This is a genomic window from Alloalcanivorax xenomutans (assembly GCF_032810065.1).
Lineage (GTDB): Bacteria > Pseudomonadota > Gammaproteobacteria > Pseudomonadales > Alcanivoracaceae > Alloalcanivorax > Alloalcanivorax xenomutans.
In genome coordinates, this window is sequence record NZ_CP136538.1 from 1,858,006 (window position 1) to 1,876,695 (window position 18,690).

Consider the following 18,690-nt stretch of genomic DNA (forward strand, 5'->3'; position numbering starts at 1 on the left):
GCAGGAGCTTGCCTTGCAAGCGAATTGGATTTTGATTTAAGCCCCCACGGCGGCTACTAGGCCGCCGGCCAATCCCGCTGCAAAAACGCCAGAGTATTGGCCAGGGTTTGCTGGGCCAGGGCTTGCGTCGTTTCGCCTCGCAGGGCCGCCACCCGTTCGCCGATCCAGGGGAGCAGGCAGGGTTCATTGCGGCGTTTCTTTGCCGGAGGTTCCGGTAAATCCCTTGGCAGCAGGTAAGGGGCGTCGGTTTCCAGCAGCAGCCGGTTGCCGGGAATATGCGGTACCAGTTCGGCCAGCTCGCGGCCGCGTCGTTCGTCGCAGATCCAGCCGGTGATGCCGATGAAGCAATCCAGGTCCAGGTAGTCGAACAGGGGGCGGCGCTGATCAGTGAAACAGTGCACCACCACAGAGGGTAACCGGTCCCGCCAGGCCTTGAGCATGGGCAGGAAGCGATCATGGGCGTCCCGCTGATGTAAAAACACCGGTTTGTTCAACCCGGCGGCCAGCGCCAGTTGCGCTTCGAACGCTTTTTCCTGATCCGGGCGCGGGGAGAAATCCCGATTAAAATCCAGCCCCATCTCACCAGCCGCCGCCACCGCCGGTTGCCCCAGCAGTTCCCGTAATTCCGACAGAATCCCGTCGTTACAGAAGCGGGCACTATGCGGATGCAGGCCGGCGGTACAGAGCAGGCCCTGATCGGGGTAGCGTTGGCACAGCGCCAGTGCTTGCCGGGATTCCTCGACGTTGGTGCCGGTCAGCAGCAGGCGGCTGACGCCGGCCCGCCGGGCCCGTTGCAGTACCGCTTCACGGTCGTCGGCGAACTGGCGGTCGGTGAGGTTGACACCGATGTCCGCCCATTCACACGCACTGGGGTCAGGCATACTCATCCGGCGCCTTGCCCCTGAACCGGTGTCAGGCCGCCCAGCCGTTCCTCAAGCCGCTCACGCAGATCCTCCACCCGGCGCCGGTTGGCGCCGAAATCGTAGTATCCGACCCGCGAGGCGGAGCGCACTTCAATACCGCCATTCTCGTGCACATAGAAAGTGACGTCATCAACGAAGCGAAGCACGCGGCTGGTGAAGCGTGCCTGCAAGCGTGCCGGCCCTACCTGTTCGAAACTGACACGGGGCAGGGTGGCCAGCACTTCGCGCAGCAGTTTCAGACTGCCGGCACGGTCGGCGTAGCCGGGAAGAGGCGCCACCCGGTGCCGTTCATCCGTGGCCAGGCTGGACACGCAATTGGGTGAGGACGGGCAGGGTGCTAGCAAACGGGTGTCGTTCATGGCAAAGCTACTCAGCAATAACAAACCACAGGCACAGAGAACACGGCGGGCATGCCGTGAGAGAACCCGTGATGCGCCCCCGGCGCTTGGCATCCGCTGGGATGCCCGACCCTCCCTGGCACGTCGACTGATGTCGCCGTTATCACTGTTTATCCTTGGTCCTGACCGTCCTGTTCATGGAAACTCTGTCTCAGGGTACGTCTCAGGGTGTCTCCATGGCGTCTACGGAAGGTCGTGGCCTTTCATTCCCTGGCCATCAATGTGGCGACAACAGGACCACGGGCGCCATGGAGAAAACGCAAATGCGTGCGTAGTCTAACTGGCACTAACGCATTTTGTCTCTTCGGGGGCGGCGAATGGCTCTTAATGCGCGTTCGGATCGCGGATCAGGCCGACGAACACACCTTCGATGATCAACTGATCCGCGGGCACCTGAATCGGTTCGTAGTCTTCGTTGGCCGGCAGCAAGGTGGCATCGGATTTGTTCAGCCGCAACGTTTTCACCGTCACTTCCTCGCCGATGCGGGCCACCACGATTTCACCGGAACGGGCCGTTTCACTCTTGCGCACGGCGATCAGATCGCCGTCGAAGATGCCGGCGTCGATCATGCTGTCGCCCTGCACCTGGAGCAGATAGGTGGGCCGCTGGCGAAACAATCCACGTGGCACCGGTACCGTGCGCTGCACGTTTTCCACCGCCTCGATCGGGGTGCCGGCGGCCACCTTGCCCACCACCGGTAATTCATCCTCGTCGCCGAGGGCCGACTCCAGGAGCTGAATGCCGCGGGAGCGGTCGCTGTGCAGGCGGATATAGCCTTTACGCTCCAGTGCCCGCAGGTGATCGGAGGCGGCGTTCTTGGACTGGAACCCCATTCTTTCGGCGATTTCCGCCCGGGTGGGGGCCATGCCGGTGTCCGCCTGTGAATCACGGATGCAATCCAGCACCTGCTGCTGGCGGAGGGTCAGTTTGCTGCTCATGTCGGTCTCCTGTGGGTCGCCACAACGGGAATGGCATACTGATAATACGAACAGTACAATATGTCCAGTGTTTTTGTCATTCCAATGTTGTTGCGAGGTGCTCTTCGCTCGCCTTGCGCGGCCATCCCGGCTAGGCTATGCGCTCGGCGCTTCCCGGGGGGGAAGGCGGCGTCGTGGCGTTGTATTCGCTGCCAAGACAGCTTCCCGCGGAGGGGCCATGGAGCCGCTGTAGGAGCTTGCCGTGCAAGCGAATAGCGCTGCATTCCGGGAATTAGCTTGCAGGGCAAGCTCCCGCAGCAGCCTTTCAGCGAATGGTGAGGCTGCCGTGGATTGGGGGGGAAATGAAGCAAGCCGAGTGGCAACGTTCTCAGCAGGCGCGGGTGGAGTCATTACTTTCCGGCGTGCCGTTTTTCAATGAAGTATCCCGCGACGATGCCGACCAGCGAGCCTTGCTGCTGGCCGGGACCCGGATTCTTGAAGCCGCGCCGGGCGAGGTGGTGATTCGGGCCGGGGCCGAGGCCAGCGGGCTTTATTTTTTGCTGCGTGGAGAGCTGTGGGTGCTTGGCGAGGGCACGCCGCCACCCGTGGTGTACCGGGTGTCGCCGGGGGAGGTGTTTGGCGCTTTGTCCCTGCTGCTGGCGACGCCGCGCAGCGCCACCTTGAAGGTGGCGGAAAAAGTGGCGGAGGAAGACCAGGCGAAACCAGCGGTGCTGGCGCGCTTGTCGTTCGCCGATTTCGATCAGCCGCGGGTGGCGTTATTCAGTCTTGCAACCCGCCTGGCGCTGTTTCACATGCTGGTGCATCAGATTCGCTGGGCGGTGGAGGTGCAGCGCCTGGCGGCGCCGGACGCGGAACTGGAGGCGGCTCTGCGCAAGATCCCGGTTTATCAGGGCGAGAAGGGAACCGCGCAGGAACTGGCGGCACTGCGTGAACAGGCGCGGGCGCTGGCGGCGCTGTTATGCCGCTGGAACGATCACCCCCGTGCCGGGCCGGCGATGACGTGACGGCTCACCCCGGCCGGCTGCTGGCCGGGCGATCTGCACAAGGCGCGGATTGGTTGGGCTGGGCCGGTGCCCTCAGTCCGCTTTCTTGTCCTTGCGCTGGACTTTCACCGCCAGCACGTCGCAATGGGCTCCGGGCACCAAGCCGCGGGCGGTGGAGCCCAGCAGCAGAGCCAGGCCGCTGCGGGTGTGGCTGCCCACCACGATCAGATCCACGCCCAGCGCATCGGCCTTGTCGACGATGGTCTTTTCGATGGAACCCAGCTCAACGTGGATGCGATCCTCGCCGATCTGGTACTGGCGAGCGTATTCCAGGGCGGTTTCGCGGGCCTGCTTGACCAGCCCGCTTTGCAGGTCGGTGACGTCCATGGGCACATCCGCGCCATAGGCCAGCGCCAGCGGCTCGATCACATGAATCAGATGCAACTCGCCGGTGGCATTACCTTCCAGCACCCCGGCGGCACGGCAGAGGATGTCGGCGGACTCGTCACTGCAATCGATGGCGACAAGAATTCTTTGATACGGAGCAGTCACGGCGGTCTCCCTCGAACGCTTTTCACCGAGTATAGCCCGCTCCCGGGAAGCGGTCGATTGATGCTGATCAAGGCCCGCCCGGCGGCCGATCCCGCCTGGGCCGGCATGGTTCTCCGAAGGCCATGGGCAGGCCCTCGGGGAGGCGTCAAAAAGGGATTGTGCCACCCCGAAGCTTGACCGGACGTTAGCGCCGCTGTCTAAATAGGCGCCCCTGAGGACCCCGGAAACGGGGTCTGGACATCGTATCCGGCCGGGGAAGGCCGGATCGACCGACTTCTCGGTAATTCAGTTGTGGGTGACGAACGTAATGGGTAAGTCCCTGGTAATTGTGGAGTCGCCGGCCAAGGCGAAAACCATTAACCGCTATTTGGGCGATGACTTCATCGTCAAGTCCAGCGTGGGCCACGTGCGCGATCTGCCGGTCAGCGGCGGCGGCAAGAAGTCCACGCCCCAGGAACGGGCCAAGGAGGCGGCCTATACCCGTTCGCTGCCCAAGGAAGAACGCGAGGCTTATAAAAAGAAGAAAGCGCGGTCTCAACTGATCAACCGCATGGGGGTGGACCCGGAGCACGGTTGGAAGGCGCACTACGAGATCCTGCCCGGCAAGGAAAAGGTCATCGATGAACTCAAGCGTCTGGCCGCCAAGGCCGAGCGCATCTATCTCGCCACTGACTTGGACCGCGAAGGGGAGGCCATTGCCTGGCACCTGCGTGAGGTGATCGGCGGCGACGACGAGCGTTTCGACCGGGTGGTGTTCAACGAGATCACCAAGAAGGCGATCCAGGCCGCGTTCCAGGAACCGGGCAAGCTGGATATGAGCCGGGTGGAAGCCCAGCAGGCACGCCGTTTCCTCGATCGGGTGGTGGGGTTCATGATCTCACCGCTGCTGTGGGAAAAGATCGCCCGCGGCCTGTCCGCCGGCCGGGTTCAGTCGGTGGCGGTGGAGCTGGTGGTGGAGCGCGAGCGGGAAATCCGCGCCTTCACCCCGGAGGAGTTCTGGGAGCTGCACGCCGACACCCACGACAGCAAGCAGCAAGCGGACCAGCTGCGTCTGCAGGTGGCCCGTTACCAGGGTGAAAACTTCCGGCCGAACAACGGAGAGGACGCGGAGCGCCACCGCGAGGCACTGCGCCGCGCCGGCCAGCTGACCATCTCCCAGCGCGAGGAGCGGCCGACCCGGTCCAAACCCTCGGCGCCGTTCATTACCTCCACTCTGCAGCAGGCGGCGAGTACCCGTCTGGGCTTCGGGGTAAAGAAAACCATGATGATGGCCCAGCGCCTCTACGAGGCCGGCCATATCACCTACATGCGTACCGATTCCACCAACCTCAGCGCGGACGCGGTGACGGCGTGCCGGGCCTGGATCGATGACAAGCTGGGCGAGAAATATCTGCCGGCGAAACCGCTGTCCTATTCCAGCAAGGAAGGCGCCCAGGAGGCCCACGAGGCGATCCGGCCTTCCGACGTCAATCGCACCTCCGAGTCGCTCAAGGACATGGAGCGCGACGCCCAGCGCCTTTACGAGCTGATCCGCCGCCAGTTCATCGCCTGCCAGATGCCGCCGGCGGAATACCTGAGCACCACGCTGACCGCCGAGGCGGACGGCTATGAACTCAAGGCCAAGGGCCGCATCATGAAGTTCGACGGCTGGACCCGGATCCTGCCGCCGGCGGCGCGCAAGGGGCAGGAAGACACGGTCCTGCCGGATCTCAAGCAGGGCGACGTGCTGGTCATCGATGAGGTGGATGCGACCCAGCATTTCACCAAGCCGCCGGCCCGTTACACCGAGGCCAGTCTGGTCAAGGAATTGGAAAAGCGCGGTATCGGCCGGCCGTCCACCTACGCCTCGATCATTTCCACGATTCAGGATCGCGGTTATGTGCGGCAGGAAAACCGCCGCTTTTACGCGGAGAAGATGGGCGACATCGTCACCGATCGCCTGGTGGAAAGCTTCCCCAATCTGATGGATTACAACTTCACCGCGCGGATGGAGGAAACCCTCGACGAAATCGCCGAGGGCAAACGCCACTGGCGCGATGTGCTCAACGATTTCTACCAGGATTTTCAGGCCAAGCTGGAAGCCGCCCAAGGCGAGGGCAGTGGCAAGCAGGCCAAGGGCGGCATGCGCGCCAATCTGCCCACGGACACCGACATCGCCTGTCCCACCTGTGGCCGTCCGATGCAGATCCGTACCGGCTCCACCGGTGTCTTCCTGGGCTGCTCCGGTTATAGCCTGCCGCCCAAGGAGCGCTGTACCGCCACGCTCAATCTGCTTCCTGGCGAGGAGGCGGTGCGGGCCGACGATGATGAGGCGGAAACCCAGGAGCTGCGCCGCAAGAAGCGTTGCCCGAAATGCGGCACGGCGATGGAATCCTTCCTCATCGACGAGAAACGCAAGTTGCATGTCTGTGGTAACAACCCGGATTGCGACGGCTACGTGGTGGAGCAGGGCGAGTTCCGAATCAAGGGCTACGATGGCCCGACCCTGGAGTGTGAAAAGTGCGGTAGCGAGATGCAGCTGCGCACCGGCCGTTTCGGCAAGTTCTTCAAGTGCACCAACGATGACTGCGGCAACACCCGCAAGCTGCTGAAGAACGGCGAGCCGGCGCCGCCCCGCGCCGATCCGATCCCCATGCCGCATCTCAAGTGCGAAAAAGTGGATGATCATTACCTGCTGCGTGACGGTGCTTCCGGCCTGTTCCTGGCCGCCAGCAAGTTCCCCAAGAACCGGGAAACGCGGGCGCCGCTGGTGGAGGAGATCCAGTCCGTGGCGGAGCAACTGGATCCCAAACACCGTTACCTCGCGCAAGCCCCCGGCGAGGATTCCGAGGGCCGCAAGGCGATACTGCGCTACAGCCGCAAGGCCAAGGAGCAGTATGTGATGACCGAGGAAGAGGGTAAGCCCACCGGCTGGTACGCCTTCTACCGGGACGGCAAGTGGGAAGTGGAAGAAAAGAAAGCCGCACCGAAGAAAAAGGCGGCGGCGAAGAAGAAAACCGCCGCTCGCCGGTCATGAACCATAGCCGGAGATAACCATGTCCCGAATGGTGCGGGAAAACGAAATCAGCGGTCTGCGTGAGCGGTTGTTTTTCGCCCGCGACCTGCTCAAGACACTGCGGGCCGAGGCCGGGAGTCCGATGGGGCACCGTCTGGCGCTGCGTGGCGCGGTGGTGTTTCATCTCTATTCGGTGCTGGTGGGTATGGCGCGGCAGTCCGCCAAGTCCTACCAAGTGCCCGGTTACGATGACCTGATCAGCCTCGCTGCCCTGGAGCGGGCCTTCGCCGATAGCGACGTCCACGCCCCGGAAATGCAACTGCTGATCCAGGCGCGGCAGGATCGCTCCGATCCGGTATGCTGGCTGGATCTGGAGCTGCGCGCGGCGGTGGGCGCCGCCGGTCTGGCGCGCCGGGCCACGCCTCCCGGTGATACCAACGCCCTGGCTCTGCGCGCCGAGGATCCTTATGCGCCCTTGGCCGATGGTGATCTGGAGCGTTTGCAAGAGGCGGCCAACCGGGTGGAGGAACTGCTCGGTTTGTTCGGTACTTATATGGACGAATGGTAAGCGGGGAACGTCATGCTGTTACTGATCATCTTCGCCGCCGTCGCTTTGGGGTTTTCGTTCCTCTGCTCGATTCTGGAAGCCGCCCTGCTGTCCATCACGCCCAGCTACATCGCCGGTCTCAAGGACGACAAACCCAAGCTGTTTGAACGCCTGCGGCACCTCAAGGAGGATATCGACGACCCGCTGGCGGCCATTCTCACCCTCAATACCATCGCTCATACCGCCGGCGCCACCGGGGTCGGCGCCCAGGTGGCGGTGCTGTTCGGGGAAACCTGGCTGGGCGTGGCCTCGGCGGTCATGACCCTGGCCATCCTGATCGTCTCCGAGATTATTCCGAAGACCATCGGCGCCAAATTCTGGCGCGCCCTGGCGCCGCTACTGCCGCCAGTGCTCAATGTCATGATCTGGGTGCTCAAGCCGTTCGTGTGGTTATCGAAAATGATCACCCGGCAGATCGGTGATGGCGAGCCGGATACCGACATCCGGGCGGAGTTGAAGGCAATGGCGTCCATCGGCCACGAGCAGCAGGCGCTGGATGAGGGCGAGCGCCGGGTCATCGCCAATATTCTCAGTCTCCATGAAATCAGGGTCGACAAGGTGATGACCCCGCGCACGGTGGTGGAATCGCTGCGCCCGGAACAGACCGTGGCGGAAGTGCGCCATCACCTGGTGTCCACGCCTTTTTCCCGCTATCCGGTGCTGAATGACAAGGATGAAGCACTCGGCTATGTGCACAAAAGCGATCTGCTGGAAGTGGAGGATGAGCGCACCGTGGGTGAGCTGGCCCGTGCCATGGCCTTGTTCCGCACCGACACCAATATCGAGGTGGTGTTTGGTGAGATGCTGCGTGACCGGCAACACCTGGGCCTGGTCTACGACGACCTCGGGACCTGGGTGGGCCTGGTCACCATGGAAGACATCATTGAAACCATCCTCGGCCAGGAAATCATGGATGAAACCGATAATGTAGCCAATCTGCGCCACTATGCCCGCCAGCGCTGGAGCCGCAAACTCAAACGCAAGGGGGCCCCGGAATAACGGCGTCTGCTTGACGGTGATCGCCGCCAAACGTATGTTTCAAACGTTTGCTCCCAGCCTGGCAGGTTCCCCATGTCCCAATCCGATACCGTTCGCCGCATCCTCGATACGGCGGAAGTGCTGTTTGCCCAGAAGGGCTTCGCGGAAACCAGCCTGCGTGCCATTACCGGCAAGGCCGGTGTCAATCTGGCGGCGGTGAACTACCATTTCGGCTCGAAGGAAGCGCTGATCCAGGCGGTGTTCGAGCGCTATCTGACGCCGTTCTGCCAGGCATTGTCGGTGAAACTGCGGGAACTGGAGCTGGACGACGGCCCGCTCAGTCTGGAACGGCTGCTGACCGTGGCATCGCGGCTGGCATTGGGCTCCGGCACCGAGGAGCCGCGCCGTGCCATGGTCTTCTTTCGCCTCGCCGGCCAGGCCTACAGCCAGCCCCAGGATCATCTGCGCGCCTATCTGCGCAAGCACTACGGCGATGTCTTCAACCAGTTCACCACCTTACTGCGCCGCACCGCGCCGGATGTGCCGCCGGTGGAGCTGTTCTGGCGCGTGCACTTCAGCCTTGGCGCGGTGATCTTCACGCTCTCCGGCATGGAATCCCTGCAGACGATCAGCAAGAAGGACTTCAACCGCTCGGTGTCCGCCAGCGACATCGCCCAGCACCTGCTGCCCTTCGTGGTTGGCGGGATAAAAGGCAACTGAAAAGACAGTTGATAGTTGACAGTTGATAGTTGACAGTTAAAACCGAAAATCAAAACAGTCTGAGCTCTAGCCGCTGTGGGAGCTTGCTTGCAAGCGAATATCGCTAAACGTCCGAGCGAACCTCATTCGCTTGCAAGCAAGCTCCCACAGCGGCTGAAGATCACTGGTTTTTGTTTTTCGTCTTTCGCTGTCAACTGTCCACTATCAACTGTCAACTTTCCCTTGGTCCTATGCACATCACTATTTCCCTTGCCGATCAGACCCTGACCCTCGATGGCGCCGGCCAGCGTCGTTATCCGGTTTCCACCGCGGCGGTCGGTGCCGATGAGCGCAGCGGCAGTAACGGCACGCCCCGTGGGGAACATCTGGTGCGTGCCCGTATCGGCGAGGGGCTTCCCGTGGGCGCGGTGTTTCGCGGACGCCGCTTCAGCGGCGAGATCCTGACACCGGAACGGGCCGCGGCGGAACCGGAACGGGACTGGATTCTAAGCCGCATCCTCTGGCTCGGTGGTCTGGAAGCAGGTAAAAACCAGGGCGGCGACGTGGATAGTTTCCGGCGCTTTATTTATATTCACGGCACGCCGGACCACGAGCCCATGGGGCAGCCCGCCTCCCACGGTTGTATCCGCATGCGTAACGCCGACGTCATCGATTTGTTCGACCGCGTGCCCTTGGGGTGCGCGGTCTCCATCACCGAGTAATCACATGAATCAGGCCAATAACACCCAGCCTCTGCTGATGCTGGATCTGGAAGGCGTCGCGCTCACCAGTGAGGAGCGCGATTTACTCGTTCATCCCGCCGTTGGCGGGGTGATTTTGTTCAGCCGCAATTATCAGGACCCGCTGCAAGTACGTGATCTGGTGGCGTCCATGCGGGCGCTGCGGCCGGAATTGCTGATCGCCGTGGACCAGGAAGGCGGGCGGGTGCAACGCCTGCGCGAGGGGTTTACCCGGTTGCCGGCCATGGGCACGCTGGGGCGGCGTTATCAGCAGGACCCCGGGGCCGGTCGTGAGGCAGCGGAGCTGCTCGGCGAGCTGATGGCGGACGAAGTCCGCGCCGTGGACATCGACATCAGCTTCGCGCCGGTGCTGGATCTGGATTATGGCCGCAGCACGGTGATCGGAAATCGTAGCTTCAGCGACAACGTCGACGTGCTGATCACCCTGGCGGATGCCTTTCTGGATGGTATGCAGCGGGCCGGCATGAGCGCCACCGGCAAGCACTTCCCCGGCCACGGTCACGTCCAGGCGGACTCCCACCTGGAATTACCCGAGGACCCGCGCTCGCTGTCCGAGATGGCCGCCGATCTGGCCCCGTTCCGGGCGCTGGCGCCGCGCCTGGACGGCATCATGCCGGCCCATGTGCGCTATCCGGCCATGGATGCCCAGCCCGCCGGATTTTCCCCCTATTGGTTGCAGAAGGTGCTGCGCGAGGAACTGGGCTTCCGCGGCGTGATCTTCTCTGATGATCTGACCATGGCCGGCGCCGCCGCCGCTGGCGATTACACGCAGCGGGCGGAGGCGGCGCTGAACGCCGGCTGCGACATGGTGCTGGTGTGCAACGATCGAGCCGGTGCCCTGGCGGTGCTGTCCTGGCTGGAACAGCAATCACTGCCGAAAGTGGTACCGGCCAGCGCCCTGCGGGCGCGCCCGCGCCGGCCGATGAATCCGGTCCGCCGCCAGCGGGCCTGTGACCTTGCTGAACAATTGTCGGGAGAAAGCGCATGAATTGGGAGGCCCTGCTGAACTGGAAACTGTTGCTCCAGTGGCCCGGCCCGGAAACGCAGACGATCATCTGGCTGACGCAGGTGTTCGTGGTGGTATTTTGTACCGTATCGCTGAATTTCGTGATGATGCGGGTGCTGGACATCCTCACCGTGCTGGGTAACAAAACCGCCAGCAAATGGGATGACGTGCTGATTGAGGCCCTGCGCCTGCCGTTGCGGCTGGTGACCTGGGTGATCGGTTTGTCGGTGGCGGCGGAGATGCTCTACGACGTTTCCGAAAGCGCCTTGTTCGAGCATGTGGGCATGGTCCGCCGGGTGGCGTTCATCGCCATCATCGCCATGTTCGCCAACCGCCTGATCACCGGCGTCGAGCACAATCTGACCGATCCCGGGCGGATGAAGAAACCCATGGACACCACCACCGCGGCGGCGGTGTCCAAGTTGCTGCGAGTGTCAGTGATCATCACCTCCTTGCTGATCATCCTGCAGGCGCTGGGCTACAGCGTATCCGGGGTGCTCGCCTTCGGTGGTATCGGCGGCATGGCGGTGGCCTTCGCCGCCAAGGACCTGCTTGCCAACTTCTTCGGCGGCATGATGATTTACATGGACAAGCCCTTCAAAGTGGGGGAGTGGGTTCGCTCGCCGGACCGCACCATCGAAGGGACGGTGGAACACATCGGCTGGCGGCTGACCCGCATCCGCACCTTCGATCAGCGGCCGCTGTACATTCCCAACTCGTTGTTCACCACCATCGTGCTGGAGAATCCATCACGCATGTTCAACCGGCGGATCAATGAAAAAATCGGTATTCGCTATAACGACTGGCGCAAAATGCCGGCCATTGTCGCCGACGTCCGGCAAATGCTCATTGATCACGATGACATCGAAACCGACGCCCGCACCCTGATCGTTAATTTCGATACCTATGGGGCATCGCACATCGAGTTCTTTATCTACACCTTCACCAAAACCACCAACTGGGTGCGTTTCCATGAGATCAAGCAGGACGTGCTGATGAAGATCATGGAGATTGTCGAGCAGCATGGCGCCGAGTTCGCTTTCCCCACCCGTACTCTGCACATGGTCAGCGATGACGATCAACAGGACACCCCACCGGCGCCGGCGGCCGAGGAGGCACAACATGCCCATCGCGGATGAGGTAAAACAGGAATTGATGCAGGTGCGCCGCGACGCGCGCCAGCTCTACTCCCAGGATCAGGTGGAAGCGGCCATCGGCAAACTGGCGATTCAGCTCACCGAGGACTACAGCGAGCGCTTCCCGCTGTTTGTCACCATCATGAACGGCGGCATGATCTTCGCCGGGCATTTACTCACGCGCCTGGATTTTCCGCTGGAAATGGACTATCTGCACGCTTCCCGCTATCTGGGTGACACCCGGGGCGGGGACGTGGAGTGGATCGTCACTCCGGGTGCCAGCCTGTCCGGGCGAGACGTGATCATCCTCGACGATATTCTCGATGTCGGCTCCACCTTGTTGGCGATCGTCGATGCCTGCCACGCCCAGGGGGCCACCAGCGTGAAAACCTGCGTGTTGGTGGACAAGGTGCACGACCGCAAGGCGCGGCCGGGTCTGAAGGCTGATTACACCGCGCTGGAGGCCGAGGATTTTTACCTGTTCGGCATGGGCATGGACTACAAGGGCTATTGGCGTAACGCCCCCGGCATCTTCGCCGTGGAAGAATAAGGAACTGAGATGCTGGCATTCATTGGCGGTACCGGCCTGACGCGCATGGACAACCTGCGCATTACCGGCAGCCAGACCCTGAGCACCCGCTTCGGCGAACCGTCGGCGCCGGTGGTGGAAGGGCGGCTCAATGGTCGTGAGGTGCTGTTCCTGGCCCGCCACGGGGATCCCCATGTGCTGCTGCCACACCAGGTCAACTACCGGGCCAATATGGTGGCGCTGAAGGACGCCGGCGCCAGCGCCATCGTCGCCGTCAACGCGGTGGGCGGGATCACCGACAAGGCGCCCACCGGTGCGCTGGTACTGGTGGATCAGATCATTGATTACACCCACGGCCGTGACATGACGCTGTTCGATGATCCGGAGGAGCCTCTGGTGCACGTTGATTTCAGCTGGCCCTTTGATGCCGCCCTGCGTGCCGCGCTCAAGGAGCGGCTCACCGTCAGCGGTCTGGCCTGGACGGACGGCGGTTGCTATGGCGCCACTCAGGGGCCGAGGTTGGAAACCGCGGCGGAGATTCTGCGCATGGAGCGCGACGGCTGTGACGTGGTGGGCATGACCGGCATGCCGGAAGCGGTTCTGGCCCGGGAACTGGATATTCCCTATGCCATGCTGTCTCTGGTGGTGAACCCCGGTGCCGGCAAATCCGACCGGGAGATCACCATGGCCGAGATTGAAGCGGTGATCCACGACGGCATGGCCGGTGTATGCCGGGTGCTGGCGGATCTGGCGGAACATTGGTAGGGAGCGGCCGCCGTCCTGCCAGCATCATCCTTGGCTGCTACGAAGCCGCTGTGGGAGCTTGCCTGCAAGCGAATGCGCCACGCTGGAGGGTCGGGATTCGCCAGCAGGCTAGCTCCCACGGTTTGTGCTACGGAGCCACTGTAGGAACTTGCCTGCAAGCGAATATCGCAAACACCTGAGCCTATCCCATTCACTTGCAGGCAAGCTCCCACAGTAGGTCCACGGATCGTGATGTCCGAGTTTCTAACATGCGTTACTGGAACCAGAGCAATTTCGAGGGACTGAAGTCGATTGGTGAGCAGTACGCTGATCGAAGCGGGTTCGCCGCCTTCAGCCGTTATTGTCTGCTTGCCGAAAAGGGGCTTAGAAAGCCGGCGCTGGCGGCCGCCCGGGAGTTCATCACCGGAATGGAAGCACGGCCGGTGACGCAACAGCGCGCTTGCGCCGAGGAGCTGACCGCGCTGTCGTATCGGCATGCCGAAGTGCATCGGTTACTGCCGCACCCGCTGCGAATGTCCTTGAAAGCCATATTGCAGCAATGGACGGACGCCGAACCGGACAATCCGATACCGTGGAAGTGGCTGGGCTATTTGGTGATGGACCTGGAGGCATCGCGCCGGGCCCATGAACTGGACCCAGGGGATGAAATCAGCCTCGGCGCGCTTTTCGGCGAGCAGCTCAATCAGGTGGATTTCCAGACCCACCATCTCTGTGAATCCTGTTTCCTTGGCGAGGAAAGCGAGGCGGAGCAGGCCCTGGACCGGGCCGAGTCCTTGTTGGCGTATCTCGAAAATGAGGACAAGCGCGCCGCCTGCCGAAGGGAGGTGGATTACTTCCGCGATTTGCTCGCCGCCTGGCGCGATTACACGTCGACTGAGCGTGAGGAAACGTTTCCACGATGGTGTGAAAAACAGGAGGGTGGGAAACAGGGCAAATCGTTCCGTTTCTGGTCGATTCATTATTATCGGTAACCCGGAGGGCCGGTCTCACCGGCGGGCGCACTATCCGGAGGAATGAGAGCGTCATGCAAAATGCACTTTTTCCTGATGACGGTGGCACCGCTTCCGAAGTGCGGGCAGCCACGCCGGAGCCGTCGCTGATCCCGCTGGCGGCGGATTTGCCGGAGGCGCTCCGAATGGGTACCTCGTCCTGGCATTATCCGGGCTGGGCCGGGCTGGTCTGGGACAAACTCTACAGCGAAGAGCAGCTGTCCCGCCGCGGGCTGGATGCTTATGCCAGACATCCGCTGTTTCGCGCCGTCGGTCTCGACCGCGGCTTTTACCGGCCGTTGAGCGTGGACCAATACGCCGATCACGCGGAGCAGGTTCCCGATGATTTCCGCTTCGTGGTCAAGGCACCAAGCCGGGTGACCGATGCCCTGTTGCGTGGCGCCGGCGGCAAGGGGCAGAAGATCAACCCGGATTTCCTGGATGCGACGGCCGCACAGGCCGAATTCATCGAACCGGCCGGTATCGGGCTCGGGCCGAAGCTGGGGGCGCTGGTATTTCAAATCAGTCCGTTGCCCGCTCACTGGCTCAAAGAAATGGAACGGCTGATCGAAGGGCTGCATACACTGTTGCGAAACGCGTCCGGGCTCCGGGCCCGTTGCCCGGATGCGGTGGTGGCGGTGGAGGTACGCGATCGGCAATGGCTCACCCCGGCATTTGTTGACGCTCTGAAAGACACCGGAACTACTTACTGCCTCGGACTCCATGGCAAGATGCCGCCCATTGCCGAACAACTGCCGATCCTGCGCGCGCTCTGGCCCGGACCTTTGGTGTGCCGCTGGAATCTCAATGTGAAACACGGCGCTTACGGTTACGAGAGGGCGCGGGATCAGTATTCGCCGTTCGACAAACTGGTGGATCCGGACTCGGAGACCCGCGAGGCCCTGGCCAAGGTGATCGCCGGCACCGTGGGCGCGGGGCAGCCGGCTTATGTGACGCTCAGTAATAAAGCGGAAGGTTGTTCGCCATTATCGGTGGTGGCGCTGGCCGAGGCGGTACGGGCCCGGATCGGGCTGGCTTGATGCAATGGCGCCATATCGCGCTAGGGCCTGTTCACCCTATTTCCATCGCGCCTGCTGGATGCCCTTTTTGCCTCCAGCCAGGCGGAGGGCGCGCGGTTTGGTCATTCCAAATAAACGACGAGTAACGCGGAGTGGTGACGTTTTAGCCGCAACAGGCGCGATGGAAATAGGGTGAACAGGCCCTAGTTCGCCAGCGATTGCAGCAAGGCCGCCAGGAAGCGCGCCGCCTGGCCGCCGTTCAGAGCCCGGTGATCGAAGGTCAGCGATAGCGGCAGTTGTTTGTCCTCGAACACCTCGCCGTTGTTGAATCCGGGCTGTGTGAAGGCCTTGCCGGCGCCGACAATGGCTACCTGTGGAGGGACCACCACCGGCGTGGCGAAACGGCCGCCGAGGGTGCCGAAGTTGCTCAGTGACAGCGTGGCCCCTTGCAGTTCCTTTGGCGGGATCCTGCGCTGCTCCACGTCGCGGCGCAGGCGGTCGAGGCCTTCGCGCAGATCGCCGTCATCCCGGTTGGCGACGTCGCGCAGCACCGGCACGAACAGGCCATCCGGGGTGTCCACGGCAATCCCCAGATCAATCTTTTCCACTTTGCGCATGCTCAGTTGATCGCCGTCGAACCAGGCATTGACCGTCGGTTCCGCCCGGCAGCCGGCGACGATGGCGTGGATCAGACGCAACATGATGTCGGTGCCGGCGCTCCAATGGCGGATGCTGACCTGATCGAACAGACTGACCGGCACCACCTGCTGGCCAGCGCTGGCCATGGTTTTGGCCATGCTGCGGGCGACCCCTTTGAGTGGCGTGCTGTCACCATGGCTTTGTTTCAGTCTGGCGTGCTGCTGCACATCGTTGAGCGTGATGGTGCCGCCCGGACCGCTGCCCTTGAGGCGCTCCAGATCCACGCCGAGATGTTGAGCCAGGGCGCGGATCGCCGGCGCCGCGCCAGGGCCGCCCTGGCTGCCGGCGGCGGCGCCGATGATAAAGTCATCACGGTCGCCGTCCTGTCCACTGGCCAGTTCACCCACCACGCTCTGGCTGGTGTCCTCCTCGCCCTCGAAGGCCAGCAGCGGCTCTCCAGTGTGCACCAAATCGCCTTCGGCGACGAAGCGACGGGCGACGACACCGGCCTTGGGCGCCGGAATATCGACGATGGCCTTGGCCGTCTCCACGCTCAACAGCACCTGGTCCACGTTCACTTCATCGCCTTCCTTGACGTGCCATTCGATCACTTCCGCTTCCTGAAGGCCTTCGCCCAGGTCCGGCAGGGTGAAGTAGCTCATGGTGAGACTCCCGTTGGTCGTCGCCGGACGCTGGACGCCAAACGCTTTACATTCTTTTTAAAAGCGTCAGGCGTCTGGCATCTGGCTGTTCTTTTTAATACGCCAAAGTCCGTTTCGCCGCCGCCACGATTCGTTCCTCATCCGGCAGATAATGCTGCTCCAGTTGAAAATAGGGCATCGGGCAGTCATAGCCGGTAACCCGCTCCACCGGAGAGCGCAGATGCAGCAGCGCCTGGTTGGCGAGGGTGGCGGCGATTTCAGCTCCCATGCCGCCGTGCCCGGGGGCTTCATGAACGATCACGGCACGGCCGGTGCGGCTTACTGATGCCACCAGGGTATCCCGGTCCAATGGGTTCAGACAGGCCACGTCGATCACTTCGGCGTTGATGCCTTCCGCCGCCAGTTGATCGGCGGCACCCAGGGTTTCGTGGATGGCCGCGCCCCAGCTGATCAGGGTGAGATCGTCGCCGGTGCGCAGGGTGAAACAGGTATCCAGCGGCAGGGGATCGCCGTCCGCCACCACCGGCAGCCGTTTCAGCCGGTACAGCCGCTTCGGTTCCAGGAAGATCACCGGGTCCGGACATTGGATGGCGGCCAGCAGCAGGCCGTGGGCGCGGGACGGCGAGGACGGCATCACCACACGCAGGCCGGGGATATGCGCGAACAGGGCCTCGGTGCTTTCACTGTGATGTTCCGGCGCGTGAATGCCGCCGCCGTAGGGCGCCCTTATCACCAGCGGACAACTGAGCCGGCCGCGGGTGCGGTTACGTAAACGGGCGGCGTGGCTGAGGATCTGTTCCAGGGCGGCGTAAATGAAACCCATGAACTGGATCTCCGCCACCGGTTTCAGCCCCTGGCTGGCCATGCCCACGGCCAGGCCGGCGATCAGATTTTCCGCCAGTGGCGTGTCCATCACCCGGCGGCAGCCGAATTGTTGCTTGAGGCCTTCGGTGGCGCGGAACACGCCACCGTTGGTGCCGATATCCTCGCCGAGCAGCACCACGCTGTCGTCCTCGGCCATGGCCCGGGTCAGAGCGCGGTTGACCGCTTCCAGCAGGTTCATCGGTACGGCGTGGGCGCCGTGAGTCTGTAGTTCAGCCATGACGCACCTCCTGGTCCACCACCGCCAGGGCGTTGCGCTGGTCGCGCAGGGCGGCGGGCAATTCCGCGTAAAGGTAATCGAGCATGTCGGTGGCCGGGGCGGGGGGCAGATTCAGATAGGTGTCGATGGCCTCTTCCACGGTGCGCTCGCACTGTTGCTGCCAGTCGGTTTCCCGCTGGGCATCCCACAGGCCGGCCTCGGCCAGGGTGTCGCGCAGGCGCCGCACCGGCTCGTTCTGCCAGGCCCGGTGCAGATCGCTGGCCTTGCGGTAGCGGCTGGCATCGTCGGCGGTGGTGTGATCGCTGAGCCGGTAGCTGATCGCTTCGATCAGAGTGGCGCCCTTGCCGGCACGGGCCCGCTCAAGGGCGTGGTCCAGTACTTCGAGCAGGGCGTCCAGGTCGTTGCCGTCCACCTGCACGCCGGGGATGCCGGCGGCCACCGCCTTGTCGGCCAGACTGGCGCAGGCGGTCTGCAAGCCCCGGGGCACGGAGATGGCCCACTGATTGTTGTTGATCAGCACCACCAGCGGTAGCTGCCAGACGCCGGCCACGTTGAGCGCTTCGTAAAAATCACCCCGTGAGGTGGCGCCGTCGCCGCAGGTGGCGAGCACGGCGGCGTGCTCGTGGCGCAGCTTGGCGGCGCTGGCGATGCCGGCGGCCTGGGTCAACTGGGTGGCGATGGGCACGCAGTAGGGCAGGTCGCGGCGCGCGTCGCTGGTCGCGGGAAAAGCGTTGCCACGCTCGTCGCCGCCCCAGTACTGCAGGATTTGATGCAGCGGCACGCCGCGCAGATAAAGCGTGGCGTGGTCGCGGTAGTAGGGCACGAAGTAATCGTCCCGGGTCAGCGCCAGCCCGGCGGCGGTGCCGATCGCTTCGGCGCCCAGGCAGGAGGCATAGGTGCCCAGCCGCCCGGTGCGTTGCAGGTTCACCGCTTTTTTATCGAAGTGACGGATCAATGCCATGGTCTTGTAGGCCGTCACCCGGCGGTTGTCATGGTCGGTTCTCATAA

The 18,690-nt window shown here is 63.0% G+C and carries 19 protein-coding genes; 12 read left to right on the forward strand and 7 right to left on the reverse strand.

The features are described 5' to 3' along the window. Positions 1 to 56: 56 nt before the first annotated feature. The 3 genes from RYH70_RS08725 to lexA form a co-directional block, all read right to left on the reverse strand. Complete coding sequence (locus RYH70_RS08725) at positions 57 to 887, reverse strand: TatD family hydrolase (protein WP_022994435.1); 831 nt, start codon at positions 885 to 887, stop codon at positions 57 to 59. Next, positions 884 to 1,282 (reverse strand): DUF1499 domain-containing protein, encoded by a 399-nt coding sequence (locus RYH70_RS08730; protein ID WP_022994436.1) that lies wholly within the window; start codon positions 1,280 to 1,282, stop codon positions 884 to 886. The genes RYH70_RS08725 and RYH70_RS08730 overlap by 4 nt, the downstream gene beginning before the upstream one ends. A 363-nt stretch (positions 1,283 to 1,645) precedes the next feature. After that, positions 1,646 to 2,260 carry a transcriptional repressor LexA gene (gene lexA, locus RYH70_RS08735; RefSeq protein WP_022994437.1) on the reverse strand — a complete coding sequence of 205 codons (615 nt, stop codon included), beginning with the start codon at positions 2,258 to 2,260 and terminating at the stop codon, positions 1,646 to 1,648. Positions 2,261 to 2,601: 341 nt separating this feature from the next. On the opposite strand from lexA, the gene RYH70_RS08740 reads away from it, so the two are divergent. Beyond that, a complete protein-coding gene (locus RYH70_RS08740; protein WP_022994438.1) occupies positions 2,602 to 3,264 on the forward strand; it encodes a cyclic nucleotide-binding domain-containing protein in 663 nt (220 codons plus the stop codon). A gap of 72 nt (positions 3,265 to 3,336) precedes the next feature. On the opposite strand, the gene RYH70_RS08745 is transcribed toward RYH70_RS08740, so the two are convergent. Then, positions 3,337 to 3,795 (reverse strand): universal stress protein, encoded by a 459-nt coding sequence (locus tag RYH70_RS08745; protein WP_022994439.1) that lies wholly within the window; start codon positions 3,793 to 3,795, stop codon positions 3,337 to 3,339. Between the two features lie 307 nt (positions 3,796 to 4,102). Here RYH70_RS08745 and topA point away from each other — a divergent pair, with 307 nt between their 5' ends. The 11 genes from topA (at position 4,103) to RYH70_RS08800 (ending at position 15,300) form a co-directional block, all read left to right on the forward strand. After that, positions 4,103 to 6,811: a type I DNA topoisomerase gene (gene topA, locus RYH70_RS08750; protein WP_317010085.1), complete on the forward strand. Its 2,709-nt coding sequence runs from the start codon at positions 4,103 to 4,105 to the stop codon at positions 6,809 to 6,811. A gap of 19 nt (positions 6,812 to 6,830) precedes the next feature. After that, a complete protein-coding gene (locus RYH70_RS08755) occupies positions 6,831 to 7,358 on the forward strand; it encodes a hypothetical protein (RefSeq protein WP_022994441.1) in 528 nt (175 codons plus the stop codon). 12 nt (positions 7,359 to 7,370) lie between these two features. Further along, positions 7,371 to 8,396, forward strand: coding sequence for a CNNM domain-containing protein (locus RYH70_RS08760; RefSeq protein ID WP_022994442.1), 1,026 nt, complete (start codon positions 7,371 to 7,373; stop codon positions 8,394 to 8,396). Between the two features lie 72 nt (positions 8,397 to 8,468). Further along, positions 8,469 to 9,095 carry a TetR/AcrR family transcriptional regulator gene (locus RYH70_RS08765; protein ID WP_022994443.1) on the forward strand — a complete coding sequence of 209 codons (627 nt, stop codon included), beginning with the start codon at positions 8,469 to 8,471 and terminating at the stop codon, positions 9,093 to 9,095. A gap of 230 nt (positions 9,096 to 9,325) precedes the next feature. Beyond that, positions 9,326 to 9,796, forward strand: coding sequence for a L,D-transpeptidase (locus tag RYH70_RS08770; RefSeq protein ID WP_022994444.1), 471 nt, complete (start codon positions 9,326 to 9,328; stop codon positions 9,794 to 9,796). A gap of 4 nt (positions 9,797 to 9,800) precedes the next feature. Further along, positions 9,801 to 10,823: a beta-N-acetylhexosaminidase gene (nagZ, locus tag RYH70_RS08775; RefSeq protein WP_055100746.1), complete on the forward strand. Its 1,023-nt coding sequence runs from the start codon at positions 9,801 to 9,803 to the stop codon at positions 10,821 to 10,823. Continuing rightward, complete coding sequence (locus RYH70_RS08780; RefSeq protein WP_022994446.1) at positions 10,820 to 11,980, forward strand: mechanosensitive ion channel family protein; 1,161 nt, start codon at positions 10,820 to 10,822, stop codon at positions 11,978 to 11,980. The genes nagZ and RYH70_RS08780 overlap by 4 nt, the downstream gene beginning before the upstream one ends. Next, positions 11,964 to 12,527 (forward strand): hypoxanthine-guanine phosphoribosyltransferase, encoded by a 564-nt coding sequence (locus RYH70_RS08785; protein ID WP_022994447.1) that lies wholly within the window; start codon positions 11,964 to 11,966, stop codon positions 12,525 to 12,527. The genes RYH70_RS08780 and RYH70_RS08785 overlap by 17 nt, the downstream gene beginning before the upstream one ends. Before the next feature lie 9 nt (positions 12,528 to 12,536). Continuing rightward, complete coding sequence (locus RYH70_RS08790; protein WP_317010086.1) at positions 12,537 to 13,271, forward strand: S-methyl-5'-thioinosine phosphorylase; 735 nt, start codon at positions 12,537 to 12,539, stop codon at positions 13,269 to 13,271. Positions 13,272 to 13,519: 248 nt separating this feature from the next. After that, positions 13,520 to 14,242, forward strand: coding sequence for a hypothetical protein (locus tag RYH70_RS08795; RefSeq protein ID WP_055100748.1), 723 nt, complete (start codon positions 13,520 to 13,522; stop codon positions 14,240 to 14,242). Between the two features lie 53 nt (positions 14,243 to 14,295). Further along, complete coding sequence (locus RYH70_RS08800) at positions 14,296 to 15,300, forward strand: DUF72 domain-containing protein (protein ID WP_317010087.1); 1,005 nt, start codon at positions 14,296 to 14,298, stop codon at positions 15,298 to 15,300. A gap of 182 nt (positions 15,301 to 15,482) precedes the next feature. On the opposite strand, the gene RYH70_RS08805 is transcribed toward RYH70_RS08800, so the two are convergent. The 3 genes from RYH70_RS08805 to pdhA all read right to left on the reverse strand — a co-directional run bounded on the left by RYH70_RS08805 (position 15,483) and on the right by pdhA (position 18,688). Next, a complete protein-coding gene (locus RYH70_RS08805) occupies positions 15,483 to 16,580 on the reverse strand; it encodes a dihydrolipoamide acetyltransferase family protein (RefSeq protein ID WP_097057952.1) in 1,098 nt (365 codons plus the stop codon). Between the two features lie 94 nt (positions 16,581 to 16,674). Continuing rightward, positions 16,675 to 17,682: an alpha-ketoacid dehydrogenase subunit beta gene (locus RYH70_RS08810; RefSeq protein ID WP_022994452.1), complete on the reverse strand. Its 1,008-nt coding sequence runs from the start codon at positions 17,680 to 17,682 to the stop codon at positions 16,675 to 16,677. Next, complete coding sequence (gene pdhA / locus RYH70_RS08815; RefSeq protein WP_080530832.1) at positions 17,675 to 18,688, reverse strand: pyruvate dehydrogenase (acetyl-transferring) E1 component subunit alpha; 1,014 nt, start codon at positions 18,686 to 18,688, stop codon at positions 17,675 to 17,677. Before pdhA ends, RYH70_RS08810 begins: the two co-directional genes overlap by 8 nt. Between the last annotated feature and the right edge of the window lie 2 nt (positions 18,689 to 18,690).

Excerpts from the sequence above, each read along its gene's own strand:
- RYH70_RS08785 (WP_022994447.1), top strand. The coding sequence starts at position 11,964 with ATGCCCATCGCGGATGAGGTAAAACAGGAATTGATGCAGGTGCGCCGC.
- RYH70_RS08730 (WP_022994436.1), bottom strand. The coding sequence starts at position 1,282 with ATGAACGACACCCGTTTGCTAGCACCCTGCCCGTCCTCACCCAATTGC.
- lexA (WP_022994437.1), bottom strand. The coding sequence starts at position 2,260 with ATGAGCAGCAAACTGACCCTCCGCCAGCAGCAGGTGCTGGATTGCATC.
- topA (WP_317010085.1), top strand. The coding sequence starts at position 4,103 with ATGGGTAAGTCCCTGGTAATTGTGGAGTCGCCGGCCAAGGCGAAAACC.
- RYH70_RS08780 (WP_022994446.1), top strand. The coding sequence starts at position 10,820 with ATGAATTGGGAGGCCCTGCTGAACTGGAAACTGTTGCTCCAGTGGCCC.
- RYH70_RS08800 (WP_317010087.1), top strand. The coding sequence starts at position 14,296 with ATGCAAAATGCACTTTTTCCTGATGACGGTGGCACCGCTTCCGAAGTG.
- RYH70_RS08805 (WP_097057952.1), bottom strand. The coding sequence starts at position 16,580 with ATGAGCTACTTCACCCTGCCGGACCTGGGCGAAGGCCTTCAGGAAGCG.
- nagZ (WP_055100746.1), top strand. The coding sequence starts at position 9,801 with ATGAATCAGGCCAATAACACCCAGCCTCTGCTGATGCTGGATCTGGAA.
- RYH70_RS08755 (WP_022994441.1), top strand. The coding sequence starts at position 6,831 with ATGTCCCGAATGGTGCGGGAAAACGAAATCAGCGGTCTGCGTGAGCGG.
- RYH70_RS08740 (WP_022994438.1), top strand. The coding sequence starts at position 2,602 with ATGAAGCAAGCCGAGTGGCAACGTTCTCAGCAGGCGCGGGTGGAGTCA.
- pdhA (WP_080530832.1), bottom strand. The coding sequence starts at position 18,688 with ATGAGAACCGACCATGACAACCGCCGGGTGACGGCCTACAAGACCATG.
- RYH70_RS08770 (WP_022994444.1), top strand. The coding sequence starts at position 9,326 with ATGCACATCACTATTTCCCTTGCCGATCAGACCCTGACCCTCGATGGC.
- RYH70_RS08790 (WP_317010086.1), top strand. The coding sequence starts at position 12,537 with ATGCTGGCATTCATTGGCGGTACCGGCCTGACGCGCATGGACAACCTG.
- RYH70_RS08725 (WP_022994435.1), bottom strand. The coding sequence starts at position 887 with ATGAGTATGCCTGACCCCAGTGCGTGTGAATGGGCGGACATCGGTGTC.
- RYH70_RS08765 (WP_022994443.1), top strand. The coding sequence starts at position 8,469 with ATGTCCCAATCCGATACCGTTCGCCGCATCCTCGATACGGCGGAAGTG.
- RYH70_RS08810 (WP_022994452.1), bottom strand. The coding sequence starts at position 17,682 with ATGGCTGAACTACAGACTCACGGCGCCCACGCCGTACCGATGAACCTG.
- RYH70_RS08760 (WP_022994442.1), top strand. The coding sequence starts at position 7,371 with ATGCTGTTACTGATCATCTTCGCCGCCGTCGCTTTGGGGTTTTCGTTC.
- RYH70_RS08795 (WP_055100748.1), top strand. The coding sequence starts at position 13,520 with ATGCGTTACTGGAACCAGAGCAATTTCGAGGGACTGAAGTCGATTGGT.